Origin of the sequence: Escherichia sp. Lx600-2, from assembly GCF_036662595.1 — a bacterium.
GTDB lineage: Bacteria > Pseudomonadota > Gammaproteobacteria > Enterobacterales > Enterobacteriaceae > Escherichia > Escherichia coli.
The window spans coordinates 1-22,699 of sequence record NZ_JAYQWM010000017.1 but is presented as its reverse complement, the minus strand read 5'-3'; the positions used below and the strand labels follow the sequence as shown (position 1 = coordinate 22,699).

The window sequence follows — 22,699 nt, the reverse complement described above, 5'->3', positions numbered from 1 at the left end:
CCTCAATTAAGACTTACTTCTTTGGCGACGGTCGGTTGTACGCTCTGATGCTTTCGCGCCTCGGCAGCCGCTTCCTCAACAGGAATATCCTCAAAGCCGAGCAACAGTGTGAGGATAAACGACAGCACGACCGCCAGCGCCATGACCGCGAACACCCAGACGATGCTCATTGGATTCGCCGGATCGAAGAACTGCACGCTGGTAAATAGCCCCGGCGCTGCCATTGAGTGGCTGGCAAGCCCCGCCATACCGGCAACTGCGCCGCAAATAAAACCGCTGATAAGACTGGCGATAAGCGGACGTTTCAGGCGGATCGCCACGCCGTATAACGCCGGTTCGGAAATCCCCGCCATAATGGCTGATGCCGCCGCAGCCAGCGCCGTCTGGCGCAGTTCCGGGTTTTTCGTTTTCCACGCCACCGCCAGTGATGAACCGCCCAGCGACAGGTTAGCGCCGATCTCTGACGGCATGACCATCCCTTCTTTGCCGGTTTCGGCAATGGTCTGAATGATGGTTGGCGTAAAGACGCGGTGCATCCCGGTCATTACCAGCAGAGGCCACAGCGCGCCCATAATGGCGACTGAAAGCCAGCCCAGATAACCATGAATGGTGTAAACCAGCGCCGAAATGGCGCTACCGATCCAGATACCAATCGGGCCAATCAGCAGGATTGCCAGCGGTGCGGCAATCAACACAATCAGCATTGGCTTGAGGAAGTTTTTGGTCACCGCCGGTGTAATGCTGTCCACCCAGCGTTCGATATATGACAGGCACCAGGTCATCACCAGCGCCGGGATCACCGTGTAGGTGTATTTCACCGCGGTGACCGGGATCAGGGCAAATTCGACATGTTCACCCTGGGCCGCTTTCGCCATTAATTCAATAAAACTCGGATGTACCAGCACACCCGCGATGGCAATCGCCAGCGACATATTGGTTTTAAATTTGATGGCGGCAGATGCCGCGACCATTAGCGGCAGGAAGAAGAAAGCACCGTCACCAATCACATTCAGAATGGTTAAGGTCGGCGATCCTTTTGTCAGCACGCCGCTCATCTCGAGGATCATCGCCAGCAGTTTGACCATCGATCCGCCGATAATCGCCGGGATCAGCGGTGACATGGTGCCGATCAGCGCATCGAGGATCCCCGCACCAATGCGACGTAGCGTGAGTTTGGGTTTACCTACGGGCTGTGCGGGCTGCATATCTCCCGGCAGCAGGCTGACGATTTCCTGAAAGGCTTGTGAAACGGTATTGCCGATAATCACCTGACACTGGTTGTCACTACGTACCACGCCGAGCACGCCGGGGATGGTTTTTAACGTCGGGCTGTCGATAAGCGCATCATCTTTGATAACAAAGCGCAAACGCGTCATACAGTGCGTGACCGCCGAGATGTTATCAACGCCGCCCAGTGCCGCTATCACCGAGCGTGCCAGCGCCGCATAATTTTTGGCCATCGGATTTTATCCTGTTATCAGTAGGGAAGATGTAGTTGTTATCAGTCGACGTGACGGAAAAATGCCGATGCTGAAACGGAATTAAGAAACCGGTTTCACAAAATCATGAATAGTTGTAACCAAATAAGCAAGAGAGTTAATTGTTCATTTTTTATATTTGTGAAACCGGTCACCTGAATATTTTTCCCGCCGATTGCGCAAGGACAATCGGTAAACGGTGCAGTACACTGCGTTGATTGCGTGTAAAGGGATGAAAATGATGACGACGATGCTGGAAGTGGCGAAGCGCGCCGGGGTTTCAAAAGCGACCGTTTCCCGCGTGCTTTCAGGTAATGGCTACGTCAGCCAGGAGACTAAAGATCGCGTGTTTCAGGCGGTAGAAGAGAGCGGTTACCGTCCAAACTTGCTGGCGCGCAATCTGTCGGCGAAAAGTACCCAGACGCTGGGGCTGGTAGTGACTAACACGCTTTACCACGGCATTTATTTTAGTGAATTACTGTTTCATGCCGCGCGAATGGCGGAAGAGAAAGGGCGGCAGTTGCTATTGGCAGATGGTAAACACAGCGCCGAAGAAGAGCGCCAGGCGATTCAGTATCTGCTGGATTTGCGCTGCGACGCCATTATGATTTACCCGCGTTTTTTAAGTGTGGATGAGATCGATGACATCATTGACGCGCACAGTCAGCCGATAATGGTGCTTAATCGCCGCCTGCGCAAAAATAGCAGCCATAGCGTCTGGTGCGATCATAAACAGACCAGCTTTAACGCCGTGGCAGAGTTGATAAACGCCGGGCATCAGGAGATTGCTTTTCTTACCGGCTCGATGGATTCCCCCACCAGCGTTGAACGTCTTGCCGGATATAAAGACGCGCTGGCGCAGCATGGTATTGCGCTCAATGAAAAACTTATCGCTAACGGTAAATGGACGCCCGCCAGCGGGGCCGAAGGGGTAGAAACGTTGCTCGAACGTGGGGCTAAATTTAGCGCGTTAGTTGCCAGTAACGACGATATGGCGATAGGTGCGATGAAAGCGTTACACGAGCGCGGCGTAGCGGTGCCAGAGCAGGTGTCAGTTATCGGATTCGATGATATCGCAATTGCCCCCTATATCGTTCCGGCGCTCTCCAGCGTAAAAATTCCGGTGACTGAGATGATTCAGGAAATTATTGGACGGCTGATTTTTATGCTCGATGGCGGGGATTTCTCACCGCCGAAAACCTTCAGCGGAAAACTGATCTGCCGCGACTCACTCATTGCTCTTTCGCGATAAACATTGTCATCACATGTCATCGTCACTAGTGTCGATGACATCTTTTTTTCCTGCATTACAGAAATTAATTTCCTTAAATAACAGTTAATTAAAAACTGGCATGATTTGTGAATGTATCGGCGCATTAACTGTCATAGCTGGAGAATTTGATGAACCGTTTCATCATTGCTGACGCGAGTAAATGTATTGGTTGCCGTACCTGTGAAGTGGCGTGCGTGGTTTCTCATCAGGAAAATCAGGACTGTGCATCGCTGACCCCGGAAACATTTTTACCGCGTATCCATGTCATTAAAGGTGTGAACATTTCCACGGCGACAGTTTGCCGTCAGTGTGAAGATGCACCGTGCGCTAACGTCTGCCCGAATGGTGCTATCAGCCGTGATAAAGGGTTTGTTCATGTGATGCAGGAACGTTGCATTGGTTGCAAAACCTGCGTTGTGGCTTGCCCGTATGGCGCGATGGAAGTGGTGGTACGTCCGGTGATCCGCAACAGCGGCGCGGGTCTGAATGTACGGGCTGACAAAGCCGAAGCCAATAAATGCGACCTGTGCAACCATCGTGAAGACGGCCCGGCGTGTATGGCGGCTTGCCCGACTCATGCGCTAATTTGTGTCGATCGTAATAAACTTGAACAACTGAGCGCAGAAAAACGCCGCCGTACGGCGCTGATGTTCTAAAAATCTTACAGAACTGTTCTGGCATCAAAGGAATTCCCGGAAATATTCGTAGAATACCGAGCGGGCGGTATCGCCGACCTGTGACTGCCGGATGCGACGCTGTCGTGTCCGGCTGGACGGGTTACGCAATTCATGATGGCGGGAATAACTCAATGGCAAAAAACACATCTTGCGGTGTCCAACTGCGTATTCGTGGCAAAGTGCAGGGCGTCGGTTTTCGTCCGTTTGTCTGGCAACTGGCACAGCAATTAAATCTTCACGGCGATGTCTGTAATGACGGCGATGGCGTAGAAGTCCGGCTGCTGGAAGACCCGGAAACGTTTCTTGTTCAATTGCATCAGCACTGCCCGCCGCTGGCGCGTATTGATAGCGTTGAGCGTGAACCGTTTATCTGGTCACAACTGCCCACTGAGTTCACCATCCGCCAGAGCGCGGGCGGCGCCATGAATACGCAAATTGTTCCCGATGCCGCTACTTGCCCTGCTTGCCTTGCCGAAATGAATACCCCAGGCGAACGGCGTTATCGTTATCCGTTTATCAACTGTACCCACTGCGGCCCGCGTTTCACCATTATTCGCGCGATGCCTTACGACCGCCCGTTTACCGTGATGGCGGCGTTTCCGCTGTGTCCAGCCTGTGATAAAGAGTACCGCGACCCGCTCGATCGTCGCTTCCACGCCCAGCCGGTGGCCTGCCCGGAGTGTGGCCCGCATCTTGAATGGGTAAGTCATGGTGAACATGCAGAACAAGAGGCGGCATTACAGGCGGCTATCGCACAGTTAAAAATGGGCAACATTGTCGCCACCAAAGGGATTGGCGGATTTCATCTTGCCTGCGATGCACGTAACAGTAACGCGGTGGCGACACTTCGGGCGCGCAAACATCGCCCGGCGAAACCGCTGGCAGTCATGTTGCCAGTGGCTGACGGTTTACCAGACGCTGCGCGCCAGTTGCTTACCACGCCCGCTGCGCCGATTGTGCTGGTGGATAAAAAATACGTACCTGAGATTTGTGATGATATCGCCCCTGGCCTTAACGAAGTCGGGGTAATGTTGCCTGCGAATCCGCTTCAGCATTTGCTGTTACAGGAACTGCAATGCCCGCTGGTGATGACCTCTGGCAACCTGAGCGGTAAACCACCGGCTATCAGCAACGAACAGGCGCTGGAGGATTTGCAGGGCATTGCCGACGGATTCTTAATACATAACCGCGACATCGTGCAGCGGATGGATGATTCAGTGGTGCGCGAAAGCGGCGAAATGATGCGCCGTTCGCGGGGGTATGTGCCGGATGCGCTGGCTTTGCCTCCGGGCTTTAAAAATGTTCCGCCTGTGCTGTGTCTCGGCGCGGATCTGAAAAATACCTTCTGCCTGGTGCGCGGTGAACAAGCGGTGTTGAGCCAGCATCTGGGCGATTTAAGTGACGATGGCATCCAGATGCAGTGGCGCGAAGCGTTACGCCTGATGCAAAACATCTACGATTTCACCCCGCAATACGTTGTGCATGACGTGCATCCGGGCTATGTCTCCAGCCAGTGGGCGAGCGAAATGAATCTGCCGACGCAAACGGTACTGCATCATCATGCCCATGCAGCGGCGTGTCTGGCAGAGCATCAGTGGCCACTGGAGGGCGGTGATGTCATTGCTTTGACGCTCGACGGTATCGGTATGGGGGAGAACGGCGCTTTGTGGGGCGGCGAGTGCCTGCGGGTGAACTATCGCGAATGTGAGCACCTGGGCGGCTTGCCTGCAGTGGCGCTTCCGGGTGGCGATTTGGCGGCGAAGCAGCCGTGGCGTAACCTGCTGGCGCAGTGCCTGCGCTTTGTGCCGGAGTGGCAGAATTACCCTGAAACGGCAAGTGTGCAACAGCAAAACTGGAGCGTACTGGCGCGGGCCATTGAGCGTGGAATTAACGCGCCGCTGGCGTCATCGTGTGGGCGGGTGTTCGATGCAGTGGCGGCGGCACTGGGCTGTGCGCCAGCCACGTTAAGTTATGAAGGTGAAGCGGCTTGTGCTCTGGAGGCGCTCGCAGCCTCATGCCACGGAGTGACGCATCCGGTGACAATGCCGCGGGTGGACAATCAACTGGATCTCGCCACTTTCTGGCAGCAGTGGCTGAACTGGCAGGCACCGGTTAATCAACGCGCGTGGGCGTTTCATGATGCGCTGGCGCAGGGTTTTGCCGCGTTGATGCGTGAGCAGGCCACGATGCGTGGTATCACTACGCTGGTATTTAGCGGCGGGGTTATTCATAACCGTTTGCTGCGTGCACGTCTGGCGCATTATCTCGCTGATTTCACATTGCTCTTTCCACAGAGTTTACCGGCGGGTGATGGCGGTTTGTCTCTGGGGCAGGGGGTTATTGCTGCGGCGCGTTGGTTAGCGGGTGAAGTCCAGAACGGATAAAACGTGTTGCATTTGGACACCCTTGCCGGATGCGGCGTAAACGCCTTATCCGGCCTACACATGCGTCCCCGTAGGTCGGATAAGACGCGCCAGCGTCGCATCCGACATTTTAGGCACAGTAGCCCACCTACATCGGCAACGTTTTCAACAATCCAAATGCCTCTTTCATCCGATCCTCACTGACCACAAAGGCGCGAAGCAGGTCAGCATCGTCAACGCCGCGCGCCACCATTCCCTGGCGTTCGGTATTAATTTGCCAGCGTAAATCCTGACGCTGGGTTTCGCCTGCCAGATGCAGCGGTAATTCCGGCGTTTTGATTTTCACCAGCATCGCCGGTAGTTTAAGCGGCGTGTTATTGCCGAGAAGATTTTTTGCCAGCACCATCGCGCTAAGTTGAATCGGCTGCAGGAACGGCAGTACCTGACCGTTAATTTCCGCGCAATCGCCCAGCGCGTAAATATCGGCATTACTGGTTTGCAGATAACTATCGACGCAAACGCCGCGATTAATCGTCAGCCCAGCGCGTCGTGCCAGGGCGGTTTCCGGGCGCAGTCCGGTGGCGGCAATTACCGCATCCACTTCGATACTACGCTGGCGGTCCAGCGTTGCCACAATGCCAGAATCCGTTTTTTCCAGCCCCTGCAACTGAGATTTCAACAGCAGATGAACGCCCATCTCCGTCAACCGATGCTGCAAGCGGCTGCTTACTTCCGGTGGCATTAACGACGCCAGAATACTGGTAGCGTTGTCGATTAGCGTGACCGCTTTGCCTGCACGACAAAAATCCATCGCCAGTTCGCTACCAATCAAACCACCGCCAACAATCAACACGCGTCGGGCATCCCGCAGTTGCGTTTCACAGGCGCGATACTCTTGCTGACTATTTAACGTCAGCATTAACTCACGCCCAGGCACTGGCGGGACAAAGGCGCTGGCACCGGTTGCCAGCACTAGCTTGTCGTATCGCCACTGATTATTCTGGCTTTTCACCACACGGGCTTCGGCATCGATATCCGTCACCCAGGTTTGCGGAAACAGGTGCAGATTAAACTGCTCGGCAAATTCACCCGCCGTCTGGCGGGTAAGGTCGTCGGCACGTTGCCCCTGACTGATAACATGGCTGAGGTCAGGTTTGTTGTACTCATCCATGCTGTCGGCGGCAATCAGGGTTAATGGAATACTGGCGTCCTGTTTGCGAATATTTTTCACCAGTTGGCGGGCGGCGAAGCCCGAACCAATGATCACAATGCCGTTGCTCATTTTGCCTCCGATGCCAGTTCGTCAAAGACGTCTTTGCCGAGGGAGCATTCCGGGCACAGGAAGTTATCCGGGACTTCACTCCACGGCGTTCCTGGCGCAACGTCCTGCATTGGCTCGCCTTTTGCCGGATCGTAAATCCACTGGCAGACGCTGCACTGCATCCGTGGGCCGAGGTCAGCCGTCGTGGTGGCAGAGGTTTCTTCTTTAACTACCGCATTCACCGTGCTCTGCGGCAGCGGCGCGAGCGCCCACTGACGGGCGATTTCGCGACCGTGTTCACGGCATAACTCCAGAGCGTCCTGGTCTGGTCGCCATTTCGCTTTCAGGCTAAGCGACATTTCGAAACCCGCATCCTGCAGGCGCGTGGAAAGACGATCCACCGCACCGCCGCTCCAGCCGTGAGAGCCGAAAGCACTGGCGCGTTTGTTACGGAAGCGTAATCCGGTCATCTCCTCCACCAGCCCGGCGATTTTCGGCATCATCACGTTATTCATCGTCGAAGTGCCGACCAGTACGCCTTTTGAGCGGAAGACATTGGTCAGGATTTCGTTTTTATCGCTTCGGGCGACGTTGAAAATTTTCACCGCCACGCGTGGGTCGGTTTCCGCAATCCCCTGGGCGATAGCGTCAGCCATCATGCGGGTGTTATTCGACATGGTGTCGTAGAAAATGGTGATTCTGTCTTCCTGATAATCAGCCGCCCATTTCAGGTACAGCTCGACAATTTGCGTCGGGTTATCGCGCCATACCACGCCGTGGGAAGTGGCTATCATATCGACTGGTAAGTTAAAGCCTAGGATCTCGGTAATTTTCGGCGTTACCAGGCGGCTGAACGGCGTCAGGATATTGGCGTAGTAACGCTGGCACTGCTCGAAAAGCTCCGTCTGATCCACTTCATCGTTGAACAGATGCTCGTCACAGTAGTGCTGACCGAAAGCATCGTTACTGAACAGCACCGCGTCGCCTGTCAGGTAAGTCATCATGCTGTCCGGCCAGTGCAGCATTGGTGTTTCGACAAAAATGAGCTGTTTGCCGTTGCCGATATCCAGCGTGTCGCCAGTTTTCACCACATTAAAATTCCACTCCGGATGATGGTGATGACCATTTATCGAGTCGATAGCGTTGGCAGTACAGTAGATCGGCGTATCGGGAATTTGTGCCATCAGTTCGGTCAGCGCCCCGGCGTGGTCCTCTTCCGCATGGTTAATCACGATGTAATCGATATCCGCCAGATCGATTTCATTACGCAGGTTCTGCACAAATTCGCGGCTGAATTTATGGTCGACGGTGTCGATCAGCACGTTTTTTTCTTCGCGGATGAGGTAGCTGTTGTAGCTGCTGCCGCGCAGCGTTTTATATTCCGTGCCGTGAAAATCACGCACTTCCCAGTCACGTTGACCCACCCAATGAATGTTATTTTTCACCACAATAGACATAGCAACCTCAATTTATTCAGCGTGTTCTAAAAAGATGTCTTGCTAATTGCAGATTGCGTGCCAGTTTTTTATCTAATTGTTTTTACTCTATAAATAAAATTATGCTCATTAGTGAGTAGTCAAAATGACTATCAATCAAATGGTCGATATGACAATATCTATAGTCAAATTGACAGTGAGGCAAAGATGAGTTTTTCCGTTGATGTGCTGGCGAATATCGCCATCGAATTGCAGCGTGGGATTGGTCATCAGGATCGTTTTCAGCGCCTGATCACCACGCTGCGTCAGGTGCTGGAGTGCGATGCGTCTGCGTTGCTACGTTACGACTCGCGGCAGTTTATTCCGCTTGCCATCGACGGGCTGGCGAAGGATGTACTCGGTAGACGCTTTGCGCTGGAAGGTCATCCACGGCTGGAAGCGATTGCCCGCGCGGGTGATGTGGTGCGCTTTCCCGCAGACAGCGAATTGCCCGATCCCTATGACGGTTTGATTCCAGGGCAGGAGAGTCTGAAGGTTCACGCCTGCGTTGGTCTGCCGCTGTTTGCCGGGCAAAACCTGATCGGCGCATTGACGCTCGACGGGATGCAGCCCGATCAGTTCGATGTTTTCAGCGACGAAGAGTTACGCCTGATTGCCGCGCTGGCGGCGGGAGCGTTAAGCAATGCGTTGCTGATTGAGCAACTGGAAAGCCAGAATATGTTGCCGGGCGATGCCGCTCCATTTGAAGCGGTGAAACAGACGCAGATGATTGGCTTGTCCCCTGGCATGACGCAACTGAAAAAAGAGATTGAGATTGTGGCGGCGTCCGATCTCAACGTCCTGATCAGCGGTGAGACGGGAACCGGTAAGGAGCTGGTGGCGAAAGCGATTCATGAGGCCTCGCCACGGGCGGTGAATCCGCTGGTCTATCTCAACTGTGCCGCACTGCCGGAAAGTGTGGCGGAAAGTGAGTTGTTCGGGCATGTGAAAGGAGCGTTTACTGGCGCTATCAGTAACCGCAGTGGGAAGTTTGAAATGGCGGATAACGGCACGCTGTTTCTGGATGAGATCGGCGAGTTGTCGTTGGCATTGCAGGCCAAGCTGCTGAGGGTGTTGCAGTATGGCGATATTCAGCGCGTTGGCGATGACCGTAGTTTGCGGGTCGATGTGCGCGTGCTGGCGGCGACTAACCGCGACTTACGCGAAGAGGTGCTGGCAGGGCGATTTCGCGCTGACTTGTTCCACCGCCTGAGCGTGTTTCCACTTTCGGTGCCGCCGCTGCGTGAGCGGGGCGATGATGTCATTCTGCTGGCGGGGTATTTCTGCGAGCAGTGTCGTTTGCGGCAGGGGCTCTCCCGCGTGGTATTAAGTGCCGGAGCGCGAAATTTACTGCAACACTACAGTTTTCCGGGAAACGTGCGCGAACTGGAACATGCTATTCATCGGGCGGTAGTTCTGGCGAGAGCCACCCGCAACGGCGATGAAGTGATTCTTGAGGCGCAACATTTTGCTTTTCCTGAGGTGACGTTACCGCCGCCAGAAGCGGCGGCGGTGCCCGTTGTTAAGCAAAACCTGCGTGAAGCGACAGAAGCGTTCCAGCGTGAAACTATTCGTCAGGCACTGGCACAAAATCATCACAACTGGGCAGCCTGCGCGCGAATGCTGGAAACCGACGTCGCCAACCTGCATCGGCTGGCGAAACGTCTGGGATTGAAGGATTAAATAATCCCGGCCTGATAGAAATCCTGCAGGTTAATTGCGCCGACGAGTTTGCCGTTTTCATCTACCACCGGTGCGGCAGTGATTTTGCGCTTCATCAGGATCTCTTTGGCGTCGATGGCGCGGCTTTGTGCCTGTAATGTGGTACCGCCTGTCGTCATCGCTTCATTAACTGGCGTGGTGAGTGCGCCGCCGCCAACCAGCCAGCGACGTAAATCGCCGTCGGTAAAGACGCCTTGTACCTGTTGTTGAGCGTCACATACCGCCACCAGCCCCAGACCGGTGCGGCTGAGTTCCAGCATCGCATCCATCACGCTGGCGGTTAACGCTACCTGCGGGATAGCGTCATCACGGCGCATCAGATGATGCACTTTATTCAGCAAGCGAGCGCCCAGTGCCCCGGCTGGGTGGGAGCGGGCAAAATCTTCTTCATTAAATCCGCGCGCCTGCATGACCGCCATCGCCAGCGCGTCACCCATCATCAGGGTATTGACGGTGCTGGAGGTCGGCGCAAGGTGCATCGGGCAGGCTTCGCGTTCTACGGAGATATCCAGCACCGCTTTCGCCGCCAGGCCCAGCGGTGACGTCGGTTTGCCGGTCATCGCCAGCAGCGCGATAGATTTATCTTCCAGACGCGGAATAATCAGATCCAGTTCCTTCGCGCCACCGGAGTAAGAAATAAACAGCATCACATCGCGGCTTTCGATCATCCCCAGATCGCCGTGCAGTGCTTCTGCCGGATGGACAAAAAAAGCCGGTGTGCCAGTACTGGCAAGCGTTGCGGCGATTTTCTTACCAATGTGGCCCGATTTGCCAATTCCCGAAATCACCACTTTGCCTTCGCAGTGCAGGATGATATTGGCGGCGCGAACAAAATCATCGCCCAGACGTTCCGGTAAGCGGCTTGCTTCCTGCAACTCCAGCATTAACGTCTGACGTCCCGCGTTCAGTAGTGCTTCACTCATTGCTCTCTCCGGTTATGATCACATCGATCCCTTTCTCTTCCAGCGCCTGACGAAACGCCGGATCGATATCTGCGTCGGTAATCAGCTTATCGACGCTTTCAAGACTGCAAACTACGTTGGGGCTTTTACGGCCAAACTTTGATGAGTCCGCCATCAAAATCACTTCGCGCGCGGCATTGCACATTGCCTTACTGACGGTATAGACCTCGTTGAAGGTGGTTACGCCCGCATTGAGATCGATGCCGTCAGTACCCATGAATAATTTGTCGAAGGTGAAATGCTCGAAGGCATTCTCTGCCAGCTGCCCGTGAAATGAGGCCGATTTTTTACGAAACGTTCCGCCTGGCATCAGGATAGTTTGTTCATTATCCAGTTCAGATAACGCATTGACGATATGCAGACTGTTGGTCATCACCGTGATGTTATTAAAGCGCGAGAGCAGAGGCACCATCTGCAAAACGGTGCTGCCAGCATCAAGAATGATCGAATCGCCATCATGAATAAAACCAACGGCAGCTTCTGCTATCAGCTCTTTCTTGTGGGTGTTGATGAGTGTTTTATGATCGATAGGCGGATCGGCTTCCTCTTTATTCAACACCACTCCGCCATAAGTACGAATGACGGTTCCGGCATGTTCCAGAATGACCAGATCTTTGCGAATGGTTGTGCCTGTGGTGTCAAAGTATTGCGCCAATTCTTCAACCGAGCATTTACCCTGCTTTTGCAGATACTCCAGAATGGCGGCTTGACGCTGACGAGGTTTCATGGGCGTGATTACCTGATTTAGGTTTCAAAATGATAACTTCGCAAGCAAGTAACATTCACAACGAAATTATCCACGTTTCAGTTTAAGCGCCAATGATAGAGCATTCTGTGATAGTGGATCATGGGGAAAGATCACATCGGGCTGTAAATCACCCGCATGCATACCGGTAATTGCGGGAATTTTTTGCGGTCGGGCGAAGACGGTCAGTCCTTTCATAAACAAGGTGTCGGCGATGCGCTGCTGATCGTCCAGGGCGATGGCGACCACGACCCGCGGTTTAAAGCGCCCGCTGGAACGGCCCACGCCAACCCGCCCTTGCTGGCATAGTGTGTCGAAGGCACGGTTAAAACGAGAAATTTGCCAGCCGCCTAAGGCCAGTTGCGCACACCAGGCGATAACGGCGACAGTGATGAGTGCGGATACCATAACTTTTCCTTAATGTAGTGGCGGAAGTCCTGTATGCCTGATGAGCGTAGCGCATCAGGCATTCTATTAGTCTCACGGAGATCCTTAACGGATCTCCGCTGTTGATCAGAACATCACCTGACCGCCGGTGACATTGATCGACTGACCAGTGCAGTACGATGCCTTAGGACTGGCGTAGAACAGCAGCATATTCAGCACATCCTGATAATCGCAGCCGCGTTTGAGCGGTACTTTATCGATGTAATACTGCTCGACTTGATCCGGTTTGATACCCAGCTTGGTCGCGTATTGTGGCAACAGCGACTGGAACATCGGCGATTTCAGCAGGTTACCGAGCATCAGTGAATGCACCGTAATGCCGTACTCCGCCAGATCCAGCGCCAGTGATTGAGTCAGCCCTACGCCACCAAATTTCGCGGCGCTATAACCAGAGTTGTGTTTGCTGCCCACTTTGCCGGATTTCGAGTTGATCTGAATAATGCGTCCCTGAATCCCATCGCGGATCATCAAACGCGAAAATTCACGCGCGCACAGGAAATAACCCACCAGATTCACTTGTAGTGAACGGTCAAAATCGCCGAGCTGGAAGTCGCTGATAAAGGCTGCTTTTGCTATTCCGGCGCTGTAGACCAGCAAATCCACGCGACCAAAGATTTCATCTACCCCACGAGAGAGCGCCAGAACGCTTTGCTCGCTAGTGGCGTCAGCACCAAAACCGTACGCCATACTTTCACCATATTCGGCGTTAATTTCTTGTGCCACATTTGCGGCTTTGTCGCTCTGAATATCGACAACCGCGACGCGATACCCCTCGGCAGCCAGACCGTGGCACAGGAACGCGCCTAAGGTTTGCCCACCACCGATGACAACGGCAACCTGATTCATTTTTTACTCCTTAACAGATTCAAACTTCAAAATCGATCCCGGCGCGATATCGTCGGGTACAGGGCCTGCCACATGGACAGTGCCCGGAAATTCCGCTTCGTTTAAACCATCGAAGCGCAGGGTGACATGACCCAGTTCGCGAAGGTTGTCTTCCGCCACGCTGCCAACGGCGGTCACCGGATAGCGATGCTGCCCGAGTGAAAATTGCAAACCGGGATGGAGTGCACCTTTCAACTCGCCGTGGCAATGAATGAAGCAATACTCTTCGAGATCCGCAGGCGCGCCTTCACGAAAGGTGATGAGCATCTGGTCGCTGAGGGCGTCAGTGGCACTCGCGCCGATACGGGTGATGGTGGTCTGATAAATAACGGTCATGTTTCAGCCTCTATTGATAGATAAAACCGGAGACAAACCAGGCGATCAGTACAGTCGGTGCGCCGGTTAAAAAGCGGCTCACCAGAACAGAAGGGACACCGACGCGAACCGTGTCCTGACGGGCTTCCGCCAGCGACAAACCGACCGGGATGAAGTCGCAGGCCGCCTGCGCGTTGATGGCAAACAGCGCAGGTAAAGCCAGATGCGGCGGAATATTGCCGAGACCAATCTGCACGCCAATCAATACGCCGATAACCTGTGCGATAACTGCGCCTGGGCCGAGGAAAGGTGAAAGCAGTGGGAAGGAGCAGATGAGCGCCAGCATCACCAGACCCAGTGGATGGCTCGCCAGCGGAGCAAGACCGTGGGCAATCCAGTCACCAAGGCCAGAAGCCATAATGATGCCAATGAGCGCCGAAACGAATGCCATAAACGGCAGAATGGTTTTTAATACAGTGTCGATGGTGTCACGACCAGATTGAAACAACACGGCAACGGCAGAACCCATACCCATTCCCACCTTCGCCAGTAAACCATCGCTTTGTTCAGTGATTTTCTTGCTGGTGTCATAGTCACGGCCCACGGAAGAGGGTTGTGGTGTCGCATCACCCACTACAGTGATGTTTTCTTCTTTTACGCCAGAGACATAAATATCTTCCACAATGTACTGCGCCAGCGGACCGGACTTGCCCGTCGAGTGGATATTAATGGTGGGAATACGTCGTTTCGGATAGATGCCGCAGCGTAATGTGCCGCCACAGTCGATTACCGCGACACCAATTTCCGCCTCCGCGGGTTCACCTTCTTTAAATCCGTCAATAGCCTGCCAGCCAGTAAGCTGTGCCAGTTTGTCGACAATCGCAGGCCGGGTACCGGCGGTGATATAGACGATTTTTTTGCCCGGCGTGGTTTCCAGCTCAAGCGGGCCGCCCCAGCCACCCGTTCCTTTTTCGATCCGAATATGCGTCATGATGTTGCTCCTGCCAGATGAACTTTTTGTTCAAGTTGAATGCCCATCTTTTTCTCAAAAATAGCGGTGGTCAGATCGGTCACCCAGCCGCGGAAGAAGTTGGTGACCAGACCAACCAGCAGATAGCTCACCGCCAGTGGGCCAAGTGGCAGGTTCAGCGTTGTTAGACCGCTGGCAATGCCAAGATAAACAAACAGTTCGCCAGGGTTGATATGGGGGAAGAGGCCATTCATTGAGTGGCAGCTATAAGAGGCCGCCGCGTAGTAGCTGGGTTTGTACTTTTCCGGCATAAAGCGACCCAGGCTTAAGGTCATCGGATTGCAAAAGACAAACGTGCCAATGCACGGTAACAGTAGGTAACGGGAAACAGGGTTACCGGCGCAACGTTGAGCAAAACGTTCAATACGATGCTGACCGATAAAATTAATCAGTGCGTTCATGATAACCAGCAGGCTAATCAACAGCGGAAGAATGCCGGTCACCATCCCGGTAAACACCTCTCCGCCCTTTTGGAACAGCCCGATAAACCACTCTGCACCATGAGTAATGGTTTCTATCATTGTTCTCTCCTTCAGGATTTATTGTTTTATTACCAAACGGCAACCTAATATAATCAGATTGAAAGATTTAAAAGTGTTATTTTGATCGCAAAATGAAAGATAAATATTTTAATTTGAAAGTTTGAGTAAAAGGATAGCGAGGAGAATGAGTTGAGTTATGTAAAGTCCGTATCGGGCAGTGACTACCGCTTCCTTGTGCGGGGCGTGATGCTTTACCATACTTGCCCCTGGTTGAATCTGTTAAATGGACCCCTCATGTTCAAGCGTCGTTATGTAACATTGCTTCCCCTTTTTGTGTTGCTTGCCGCCTGTAGCAGCAAGCCAAAACCTACTGAGACTGAAACGACCACCGGAACGCCGTCTGGCGGCTTCCTGCTTGAGCCGCAGCACAATGTGATGCAGATGGGCGGCGATTTCGCTAATAACCCGAATGCCCAGCAGTTCATCGACAGAATGGTGAACAAACACGGTTTCGATCGTCAGCAGTTGCAGGAAATTCTCTCCCAGGCGAAACGTCTGGATTCGGTACTGCGGCTGATGGATAACCAGGCACCAACCACATCGGTGAAACCGCCATCAGGTCCGAACGGCGCATGGCTGCGTTATCGCAAAAAATTTATTACGCCGGACAATGTGCAGAACGGTGTGGTTTTCTGGAATCAGTATGAAGATGCGTTGAATCGCGCGTGGCAGGTGTATGGCGTACCGCCGGAAATTATCGTCGGGATTATCGGCGTTGAAACCCGCTGGGGGCGCGTGATGGGGAAAACTCGCATCCTCGATGCGCTGGCAACGCTGTCATTTAACTACCCACGCCGCGCGGAGTATTTCTCTGGCGAGCTGGAAACCTTCCTGCTGATGGCGCGCGACGAGCAGGACGATCCGCTCAATCTGAAAGGTTCCTTTGCCGGGGCGATGGGCTACGGACAGTTTATGCCGTCGTCTTACAAACAATATGCAGTGGATTTCAGCGGCGACGGGCATATCAACCTGTGGGATCCGGTTGATGCGATCGGTAGCGTGGCGAACTATTTCAAAGCGCACGGCTGGGTGAAAGGCGATCAGGTCGCGGTAATGGCAAACGGTCAGGCTCCAGGCTTGCCAAATGGCTTCAAAACCAGGTACAGCATTTCGCAGCTTGCCGCGGCAGGTTTAACGCCACAGCAGCCGCTGGGCAACCATCAACAAGCCAGCCTGCTGCGTCTGGATGTCGGTACCGGTTACCAGTACTGGTACGGTCTGCCGAACTTCTACACCATTACCCGTTATAACCACAGCACCCATTACGCAATGGCGGTCTGGCAGTTAGGACAAGCCGTGGCGCTGGCGCGCGTGCAGTAACTATTTGCAAGAGGGGGGCGTGAGCTTCCCTCTGGCTAATCAGCTTTTTTCTGAATCCTCCTCGTAAAATTGCAACGCCAACACCATCTTCCTGACGAAAGTGCTATCTTGTCCGGCATAAATTTTTGACTGACAGAGGTTGTGATGACTGACAGTGAACTGATGCAGTTAAGCGAACAGGTTGGGCAGGCGCTGAAAGCCCGTGGCGCAACCGTAACAACTGCTGAGTCTTGTACCGGCGGTTGGGTAGCGAAAGTGATTACCGATATTGCCGGCAGTTCCGCCTGGTTTGAACGCGGATTTGTCACCTACAGTAACGAAGCCAAAGCGCAAATGATCGGCGTACGCGAAGAGACGCTGGCGCAGCATGGCGCGGTGAGCGAACCCGTCGTGGTGGAAATGGCGATAGGTGCACTGAAAGCGGCTCGTGCTGATTATGCCGTGTCTATTAGTGGTATCGCCGGGCCGGATGGCGGCAGTGAAGAGAAGCCTGTCGGCACCGTCTGGTTTGCTTTTGCCACTGCCCGCGGTGAAGGCATTACCCGGAGGGAATGCTTCAGCGGCGACCGTGATGCGGTGCGTCGTCAGGCTACTGCGTATGCATTGCAGACCTTGTGGCAACAATTTCTACAAAACACTTGATACTGTATGAGCATACAGTATAATTGCTTCAACAGAACATATTGACTATCCGGTATTACCCGGCATGACAGGAGTAAAAATGGCTATCGACGAAAACAAACAGAAAGCGTTGGCGGCAGCACTGGGCCAGATTGAGAAACAATTTGGTAAAGGCTCCATCATGCGCCTGGGTGAAGACCGTTCCATGGATGTGGAAACCATCTCTACCGGTTCGCTTTCACTGGATATCGCGCTTGGGGCAGGTGGTCTGCCGATGGGCCGTATCGTCGAAATCTACGGACCGGAATCTTCCGGTAAAACCACGCTGACGCTGCAGGTGATCGCCGCAGCGCAGCGTGAAGGTAAAACCTGTGCGTTTATCGATGCTGAACACGCGCTGGACCCAATCTACGCACGTAAACTGGGCGTCGATATCGACAACCTGCTGTGCTCCCAGCCGGACACCGGCGAGCAGGCACTGGAAATCTGTGACGCCCTGGCGCGTTCTGGCGCAGTAGACGTTATCGTCGTTGACTCCGTGGCGGCACTGACGCCGAAAGCGGAAATCGAAGGCGAAATCGGCGACTCTCACATGGGCCTTGCGGCACGTATGATGAGCCAGGCGATGCGTAAGCTGGCGGGTAACCTGAAGCAGTCCAACACGCTGCTGATCTTCATCAACCAGATCCGTATGAAAATTGGTGTGATGTTCGGTAACCCGGAAACCACTACCGGTGGTAACGCGCTGAAATTCTACGCCTCTGTTCGTCTCGACATCCGTCGTATCGGCGCGGTGAAAGAGGGCGAAAACGTGGTGGGTAGCGAAACCCGCGTGAAAGTGGTGAAGAACAAAATCGCTGCGCCGTTTAAACAGGCTGAATTCCAGATCCTCTACGGCGAAGGTATCAACTTCTACGGCGAACTGGTTGACCTGGGCGTAAAAGAGAAGCTGATCGAGAAAGCAGGCGCGTGGTACAGCTACAAAGGTGAGAAGATCGGTCAGGGTAAAGCGAATGCAACTGCCTGGCTGAAAGATAACCCGGAAACCGCGAAAGAGATCGAGAAGAAAGTACGTGAGTTGCTGCTGAGCAACCCGAACTCAACGCCGGATTTCTCTGTAGATGATAGCGAAGGCGTAGCAGAAACTAACGAAGATTTTTAATCGTTCGTTATTGATGATAATAGATAATGTGTGCACGGACGGTCCCCTCGCCCCTTTGGGGAGAGGGTTAGGGTGAGGGGGAGGGGGAGGGGAACAGGCCAGCACTGGCGTGAAAAATTACTCTCACCTCGATCCTCTAACGAATTGGGCCTGCGGGAACATTCTGCACACTCATTGACTATTAAATCTGTTTATCAGCAAAACTTGGGTCGCATCTGCGGCCCTTTTGCTTTTTTAAGTTGTAAGGATATGCCATGACAGAATCAACGTCCCGTCGCCCGGCATATGCTCGCCTGTTGGATCGTGCGGTACGCATTCTGGCGGTGCGCGATCACAGTGAGCAAGAACTGCGACGTAAACTCGCGGCACCGATTATGGGCAAAAATGGCCCAGAAGAGATTGATGCTACGGCAGAAGATTACGAGCGCGTTATTGCCTGGTGCCATGAACATGGCTATCTCGATGACAGCCGATTTGTTGCGCGCTTTATCGCCAGCCGTAGCCGCAAAGGTTATGGACCTGCGCGTATTCGCCAGGAACTGAATCAGAAAGGTATTTCCCGCGAAGCGACAGAAAAAGCGATGCGTGAATGTGACATCGACTGGTGCGCACTGGCGCGCGATCAGGCGACGCGAAAATATGGTGAACCTTTGCCAACTGTCTTTTCAGAAAAAGTTAAGATCCAGCGTTTTCTGCTCTATCGTGGCTATCTGATGGAAGATATCCAGGATATTTGGCGAAATTTTGCCGACTGAACGCATACGGTATTTTACTTCCCAGTCAAGAAAACTTATCTTATTCCCACTTTTCAGTTACCAGCCCGGCGGTTAAGACACGCTGGAGCTGGTGGCGATATTTCGTTAGCTTGATTTCAGGATAATTATGAGCAAGAGCACCGCTGAGATCCGTCAGGCGTTTCTCGACTTTTTCCATAGTAAGGGACATCAGGTAGTTGCCAGCAGCTCCCTGGTACCCCATAACGACCCAACTTTGTTGTTTACCAACGCCGGGATGAACCAGTTCAAGGATGTGTTCCTTGGGCTCGACAAGCGTAATTATTCCCGCGCTACCACTTCCCAACGCTGCGTGCGTGCGGGTGGTAAACACAACGACCTGGAAAACGTCGGTTACACCGCGCGTCACCATACCTTCTTCGAAATGCTGGGCAACTTCAGCTTCGGCGACTATTTCAAACACGATGCCATTCAGTTTGCATGGGAACTGCTGACCAGCGAAAAATGGTTTGCCCTGCCGAAAGAGCGTCTGTGGGTTACCGTCTATGAAAGCGACGACGAAGCCTACGAAATCTGGGAAAAAGAAGTCGGGATCCCGCGCGAACGTATTATTCGCATCGGCGATAACAAAGGTGCGCCATACGCATCTGACAACTTCTGGCAGATGGGTGACACTGGTCCGTGCGGCCCGTGCACCGAAATCTTCTACGATCACGGCGACCACATTTGGGGTGGCCCTCCGGGAAGTCCGGAAGAAGACGGCGACCGCTACATTGAGATCTGGAACATCGTCTTCATGCAGTTCAACCGCCAGGCCGATGGCACGATGGAACCGCTGCCGAAGCCGTCTGTAGATACCGGTATGGGTCTGGAGCGTATTGCTGCGGTGCTGCAACACGTTAACTCTAACTATGACATCGACCTGTTCCGCACGTTGATCCAGGCGGTAGCGAAAGTTACTGGCGCAACCGATCTGAGCAATAAATCGCTGCGCGTAATCGCTGACCACATTCGTTCTTGTGCGTTCCTGATCGCGGATGGCGTAATGCCGTCCAATGAAAACCGTGGTTATGTACTGCGTCGTATCATTCGTCGCGCAGTGCGTCACGGTAATATGCTCGGCGCGAAAGAAACCTTCTTCTACAAACTGGTTGGTCCGCTGATCGACGTTATGGGCTCTGCGGGTGAAGACCTAAAACGCCAGCAGGCGCAGGTTGAGCAGGTGCTGAAGACTGAAGAAGAGCAGTTTGCTCGTACTCTGGAGCGCGGTCTGGCGTTGCTGGATGAAGAGCTGGCAAAACTTTCTGGTGATACGCTGGATGGTGAAACTGCTTTCCGTCTGTACGACACCTATGGCTTCCCGGTTGACCTGACGGCTGATGTTTGTCGTGAGCGCAACATCAAAGTTGACGAAGCTGGTTTTGAAGCTGCAATGGAAGAGCAGCGTCGTCGCGCGCGCGAAGCCAGCGGCTTTGGTGCCGATTACAACGCAATGATCCGTGTTGACAGTGCATCTGAATTTAAAGGTTATGACCATCTGGAACTGAACGGCAAAGTGACTGCGCTGTTTGTTGATGGTAAAGCGGTTGATGCCATCAATGCAGGCCAGGAAGCTGTGGTCGTGCTGGATCAAACGCCATTCTATGCGGAATCCGGCGGTCAGGTTGGCGATAAAGGCGAACTGAAAGGCGCTAACTTCTCCTTTGCGGTGGAAGATACGCAGAAATACGGCCAGGCGATTGGTCACATCGGTAAACTTGCTGCGGGTTCTCTGAAAGTGGGCGACGCGGTGCAGGCTGATGTTGATGAGGCTCGTCGCGCCCGTATTCGTCTGAATCACTCCGCAACGCACCTGATGCACGCTGCGCTGCGCCAGGTTCTGGGTACTCATGTATCGCAGAAAGGTTCACTGGTTAACGACAAGGTGCTGCGCTTCGACTTCTCACACAACGAAGCGATGAAACCAGAAGAGATTCGTGCGGTCGAAGACCTGGTGAACGCACAGATTCGTCGCAATTTGCCGATCGAAACCAACATCATGGATCTCGAAGCGGCGAAAGCGAAAGGTGCGATGGCGCTGTTCGGCGAGAAGTATGATGAGCGCGTACGCGTGCTGAGCATGGGCGATTTCTCCACCGAGCTGTGTGGCGGTACTCACGCCAGCCGCACTGGTGATATTGGTCTGTTCCGCATCATCTCTGAATCGGGTACTGCTGCAGGCGTTCGTCGTATCGAAGCGGTAACCGGAGAAGGCGCTATCGCCACCGTTCATGCAGACAGCGATCGCTTAAGCGAAGTCGCGCATCTGCTGAAAGGCGATAGCAATAATCTGGCTGATAAAGTGCGCTCAGTACTGGAACGTACGCGTCAGTTAGAAAAAGAACTACAACAGCTTAAAGAACAAGCTGCCGCACAGGAGAGCGCAAATCTTTCCAGTAAGGCAATTGATGTTAATGGTGTTAAGCTGTTGGTTAGCGAGCTTAGCGGTGTTGAGCCGAAAATGTTGCGTACCATGGTTGACGATTTAAAAAATCAGCTGGGGTCGACAATTATCGTGCTGGCAACGGTAGCCGAAGGTAAGGTTTCTCTGATTGCAGGCGTATCTAAGGACGTCACAGATCGTGTGAAAGCAGGGGAACTGATTGGTATGGTCGCTCAGCAGGTGGGCGGCAAGGGGGGTGGACGTCCTGACATGGCGCAAGCCGGTGGTACGGATGCTGCGGCCTTACCTGCAGCGTTAGCCAGTGTGAAAGGCTGGGTCAGCGCGAAATTGCAATAATATAAGCGTCAGGCAATGCCGTGGACTCGCTTCACGGCATTCGCATTAACGCTATCGACAACGATAAAGTCAGGTTGAAGTTGTGTATATCGGCTAAACTTAGGTTTAACAGAATGTAATGCCATGACTGCTTAGATGTAATGTGTTTGTCATTGCTTACTTTTTGGCGTTATATGATGGATAATGCCGGGATACAGAGAGACCCGACTCTTTTAATCTTTCAAGGAGCAAAGAATGCTGATTCTGACTCGTCGAGTTGGTGAGACCCTCATGATTGGGGATGAGGTCACCGTGACAGTTTTAGGGGTAAAGGGCAACCAGGTACGTATTGGCGTAAATGCCCCGAAGGAAGTTTCTGTTCACCGTGAAGAGATCTACCAGCGTATCCAGGCTGAAAAATCCCAGCAGTCCAGTTACTAATCTTTCCGCGTCTCATCTTTATCGGTGAGACGCACCCTCAAAATTTCTCCTTCACTCTATAGTCTTTTCGCTTTACTCCCGTTCATTCAACTTAAGTCTCCATTTTTTTACATTACTGCTATCTGTCAGACTTCCGTTTTTTCTGTTGATAAAACACTCTTTTTGACGTTTTTACAGACTAATTGAGCGTGAAGTGTGCAAACGATAAAAGTGTGGGAAAAATTGTTTGACTTATAAGTCTCAGAAAGTAATATGTGCGCCACGCAGCGACGATGAGCGATAAACAAGTTCTTCGAAGCACTCGTAAGAGGCGTGTGGTGAGGTGGCCGAGAGGCTGAAGGCGCTCCCCTGCTAAGGGAGTATGCGGTCAAAAGCTGCATCCGGGGTTCGAATCCCCGCCTCACCGCCATTTGCATCCGTAGCTCAGCTGGATAGAGTACTCGGCTACGAACCGAGCGGTCGGAGGTTCGAATCCTCCCGGATGCACC

The 22,699-nt window shown here is 53.3% G+C and carries 20 protein-coding genes and 2 tRNA genes; 12 read left to right on the top strand and 10 right to left on the bottom strand.

The window, feature by feature from the left end; genetic code table 11:
• Positions 1-2 precede the first annotated feature (2 nt).
• Positions 3-1,460, bottom strand: coding sequence for a PTS cellobiose/arbutin/salicin transporter subunit IIBC (ascF, locus tag OQV04_RS08710; protein ID WP_032281489.1), 1,458 nt, complete (start codon positions 1,458-1,460; stop codon positions 3-5).
• Between the two features lie 259 nt (positions 1,461-1,719).
• On the opposite strand from ascF, the gene ascG reads away from it, so the two are divergent.
• From ascG to hypF, 3 genes are all read left to right on the top strand, one after another.
• Entirely contained in the window at positions 1,720-2,730 is a 1,011-nt protein-coding gene (ascG, locus tag OQV04_RS08705) for a DNA-binding transcriptional regulator AscG (RefSeq protein WP_024262311.1), read from the top strand.
• 149 nt (positions 2,731-2,879) lie between these two features.
• Positions 2,880-3,407, top strand: a complete 528-nt coding sequence (gene hydN, locus OQV04_RS08700; RefSeq protein ID WP_001078777.1) for an electron transport protein HydN — start codon at positions 2,880-2,882, stop codon at positions 3,405-3,407.
• A gap of 152 nt (positions 3,408-3,559) precedes the next feature.
• A complete protein-coding gene (gene hypF / locus OQV04_RS08695; protein ID WP_274446637.1) occupies positions 3,560-5,812 on the top strand; it encodes a carbamoyltransferase HypF in 2,253 nt (750 codons plus the stop codon).
• A gap of 127 nt (positions 5,813-5,939) precedes the next feature.
• Here the strand turns inward: hypF and norW are convergent, their stop codons facing one another.
• Together norW and norV are read right to left on the bottom strand one after the other, a co-directional pair.
• Positions 5,940-7,073, bottom strand: coding sequence for an NADH:flavorubredoxin reductase NorW (gene norW, locus OQV04_RS08690; RefSeq protein ID WP_032281488.1), 1,134 nt, complete (start codon positions 7,071-7,073; stop codon positions 5,940-5,942).
• Positions 7,070-8,509, bottom strand: coding sequence for an anaerobic nitric oxide reductase flavorubredoxin (gene norV / locus OQV04_RS08685; protein ID WP_032281487.1), 1,440 nt, complete (start codon positions 8,507-8,509; stop codon positions 7,070-7,072). Before norV ends, norW begins: the two co-directional genes overlap by 4 nt.
• 186 nt (positions 8,510-8,695) lie before the next feature.
• On the opposite strand from norV, the gene norR reads away from it, so the two are divergent.
• Entirely contained in the window at positions 8,696-10,210 is a 1,515-nt protein-coding gene (gene norR, locus OQV04_RS08680; protein ID WP_032281486.1) for a nitric oxide reductase transcriptional regulator NorR, read from the top strand.
• On the opposite strand, the gene gutQ is transcribed toward norR, so the two are convergent.
• The 7 genes from gutQ to srlA all read right to left on the bottom strand — a co-directional run bounded on the left by gutQ (position 10,207) and on the right by srlA (position 15,154).
• Entirely contained in the window at positions 10,207-11,172 is a 966-nt protein-coding gene (gene gutQ, locus OQV04_RS08675; RefSeq protein WP_032281485.1) for an arabinose-5-phosphate isomerase GutQ, read from the bottom strand. The genes norR and gutQ overlap by 4 nt on opposite strands.
• Positions 11,165-11,938: a glucitol operon DNA-binding transcriptional repressor SrlR gene (gene srlR, locus OQV04_RS08670; RefSeq protein WP_032281484.1), complete on the bottom strand. Its 774-nt coding sequence runs from the start codon at positions 11,936-11,938 to the stop codon at positions 11,165-11,167. The genes gutQ and srlR overlap by 8 nt, the downstream gene beginning before the upstream one ends.
• Positions 11,939-12,004: 66 nt before the next feature.
• The gene (gutM, locus tag OQV04_RS08665) at positions 12,005-12,364 is read right to left on the bottom strand and encodes a transcriptional regulator GutM (RefSeq protein ID WP_000252905.1); all 360 of its coding nucleotides are present in this window, start codon (positions 12,362-12,364) and stop codon (positions 12,005-12,007) included.
• 105 nt (positions 12,365-12,469) lie between these two features.
• Positions 12,470-13,249 carry a sorbitol-6-phosphate dehydrogenase gene (gene srlD, locus OQV04_RS08660; protein ID WP_001077358.1) on the bottom strand — a complete coding sequence of 260 codons (780 nt, stop codon included), beginning with the start codon at positions 13,247-13,249 and terminating at the stop codon, positions 12,470-12,472.
• Positions 13,250-13,252: 3 nt separating this feature from the next.
• Positions 13,253-13,624 carry a PTS glucitol/sorbitol transporter subunit IIA gene (gene srlB / locus OQV04_RS08655; protein ID WP_000216200.1) on the bottom strand — a complete coding sequence of 124 codons (372 nt, stop codon included), beginning with the start codon at positions 13,622-13,624 and terminating at the stop codon, positions 13,253-13,255.
• A 10-nt stretch (positions 13,625-13,634) separates the two neighbouring features.
• Positions 13,635-14,594, bottom strand: a complete 960-nt coding sequence (gene srlE, locus OQV04_RS08650; protein ID WP_000148867.1) for a PTS glucitol/sorbitol transporter subunit IIB — start codon at positions 14,592-14,594, stop codon at positions 13,635-13,637.
• Positions 14,591-15,154 carry a PTS glucitol/sorbitol transporter subunit IIC gene (srlA, locus tag OQV04_RS08645; protein WP_000573321.1) on the bottom strand — a complete coding sequence of 188 codons (564 nt, stop codon included), beginning with the start codon at positions 15,152-15,154 and terminating at the stop codon, positions 14,591-14,593. The genes srlE and srlA overlap by 4 nt, the downstream gene beginning before the upstream one ends.
• Before the next feature lie 255 nt (positions 15,155-15,409).
• On the opposite strand from srlA, the gene mltB reads away from it, so the two are divergent.
• From mltB to OQV04_RS08605, 8 genes are all read left to right on the top strand, one after another.
• The gene (gene mltB / locus OQV04_RS08640) at positions 15,410-16,495 is read left to right on the top strand and encodes a lytic murein transglycosylase B (RefSeq protein WP_001301333.1); all 1,086 of its coding nucleotides are present in this window, start codon (positions 15,410-15,412) and stop codon (positions 16,493-16,495) included.
• Between the two features lie 144 nt (positions 16,496-16,639).
• The gene (gene pncC, locus OQV04_RS08635) at positions 16,640-17,137 is read left to right on the top strand and encodes a nicotinamide-nucleotide amidase (RefSeq protein ID WP_000132231.1); all 498 of its coding nucleotides are present in this window, start codon (positions 16,640-16,642) and stop codon (positions 17,135-17,137) included.
• 79 nt (positions 17,138-17,216) lie between these two features.
• Positions 17,217-18,278, top strand: a complete 1,062-nt coding sequence (gene recA / locus OQV04_RS08630; RefSeq protein ID WP_000963143.1) for a recombinase RecA — start codon at positions 17,217-17,219, stop codon at positions 18,276-18,278.
• A gap of 254 nt (positions 18,279-18,532) precedes the next feature.
• Complete coding sequence (gene recX, locus OQV04_RS08625) at positions 18,533-19,033, top strand: recombination regulator RecX (protein ID WP_000140506.1); 501 nt, start codon at positions 18,533-18,535, stop codon at positions 19,031-19,033.
• 127 nt (positions 19,034-19,160) lie between these two features.
• Positions 19,161-21,791 (top strand): alanine--tRNA ligase, encoded by a 2,631-nt coding sequence (gene alaS / locus OQV04_RS08620; protein WP_000047170.1) that lies wholly within the window; start codon positions 19,161-19,163, stop codon positions 21,789-21,791.
• Between the two features lie 234 nt (positions 21,792-22,025).
• Positions 22,026-22,211: a carbon storage regulator CsrA gene (gene csrA, locus OQV04_RS08615; protein WP_000906486.1), complete on the top strand. Its 186-nt coding sequence runs from the start codon at positions 22,026-22,028 to the stop codon at positions 22,209-22,211.
• A gap of 316 nt (positions 22,212-22,527) precedes the next feature.
• A tRNA-Ser gene (locus OQV04_RS08610) sits at positions 22,528-22,620 on the top strand.
• 3 nt (positions 22,621-22,623) lie between these two features.
• Positions 22,624-22,697, top strand: a tRNA-Arg gene (locus OQV04_RS08605).
• The last annotated feature ends 2 nt before the right edge of the window (positions 22,698-22,699 follow it).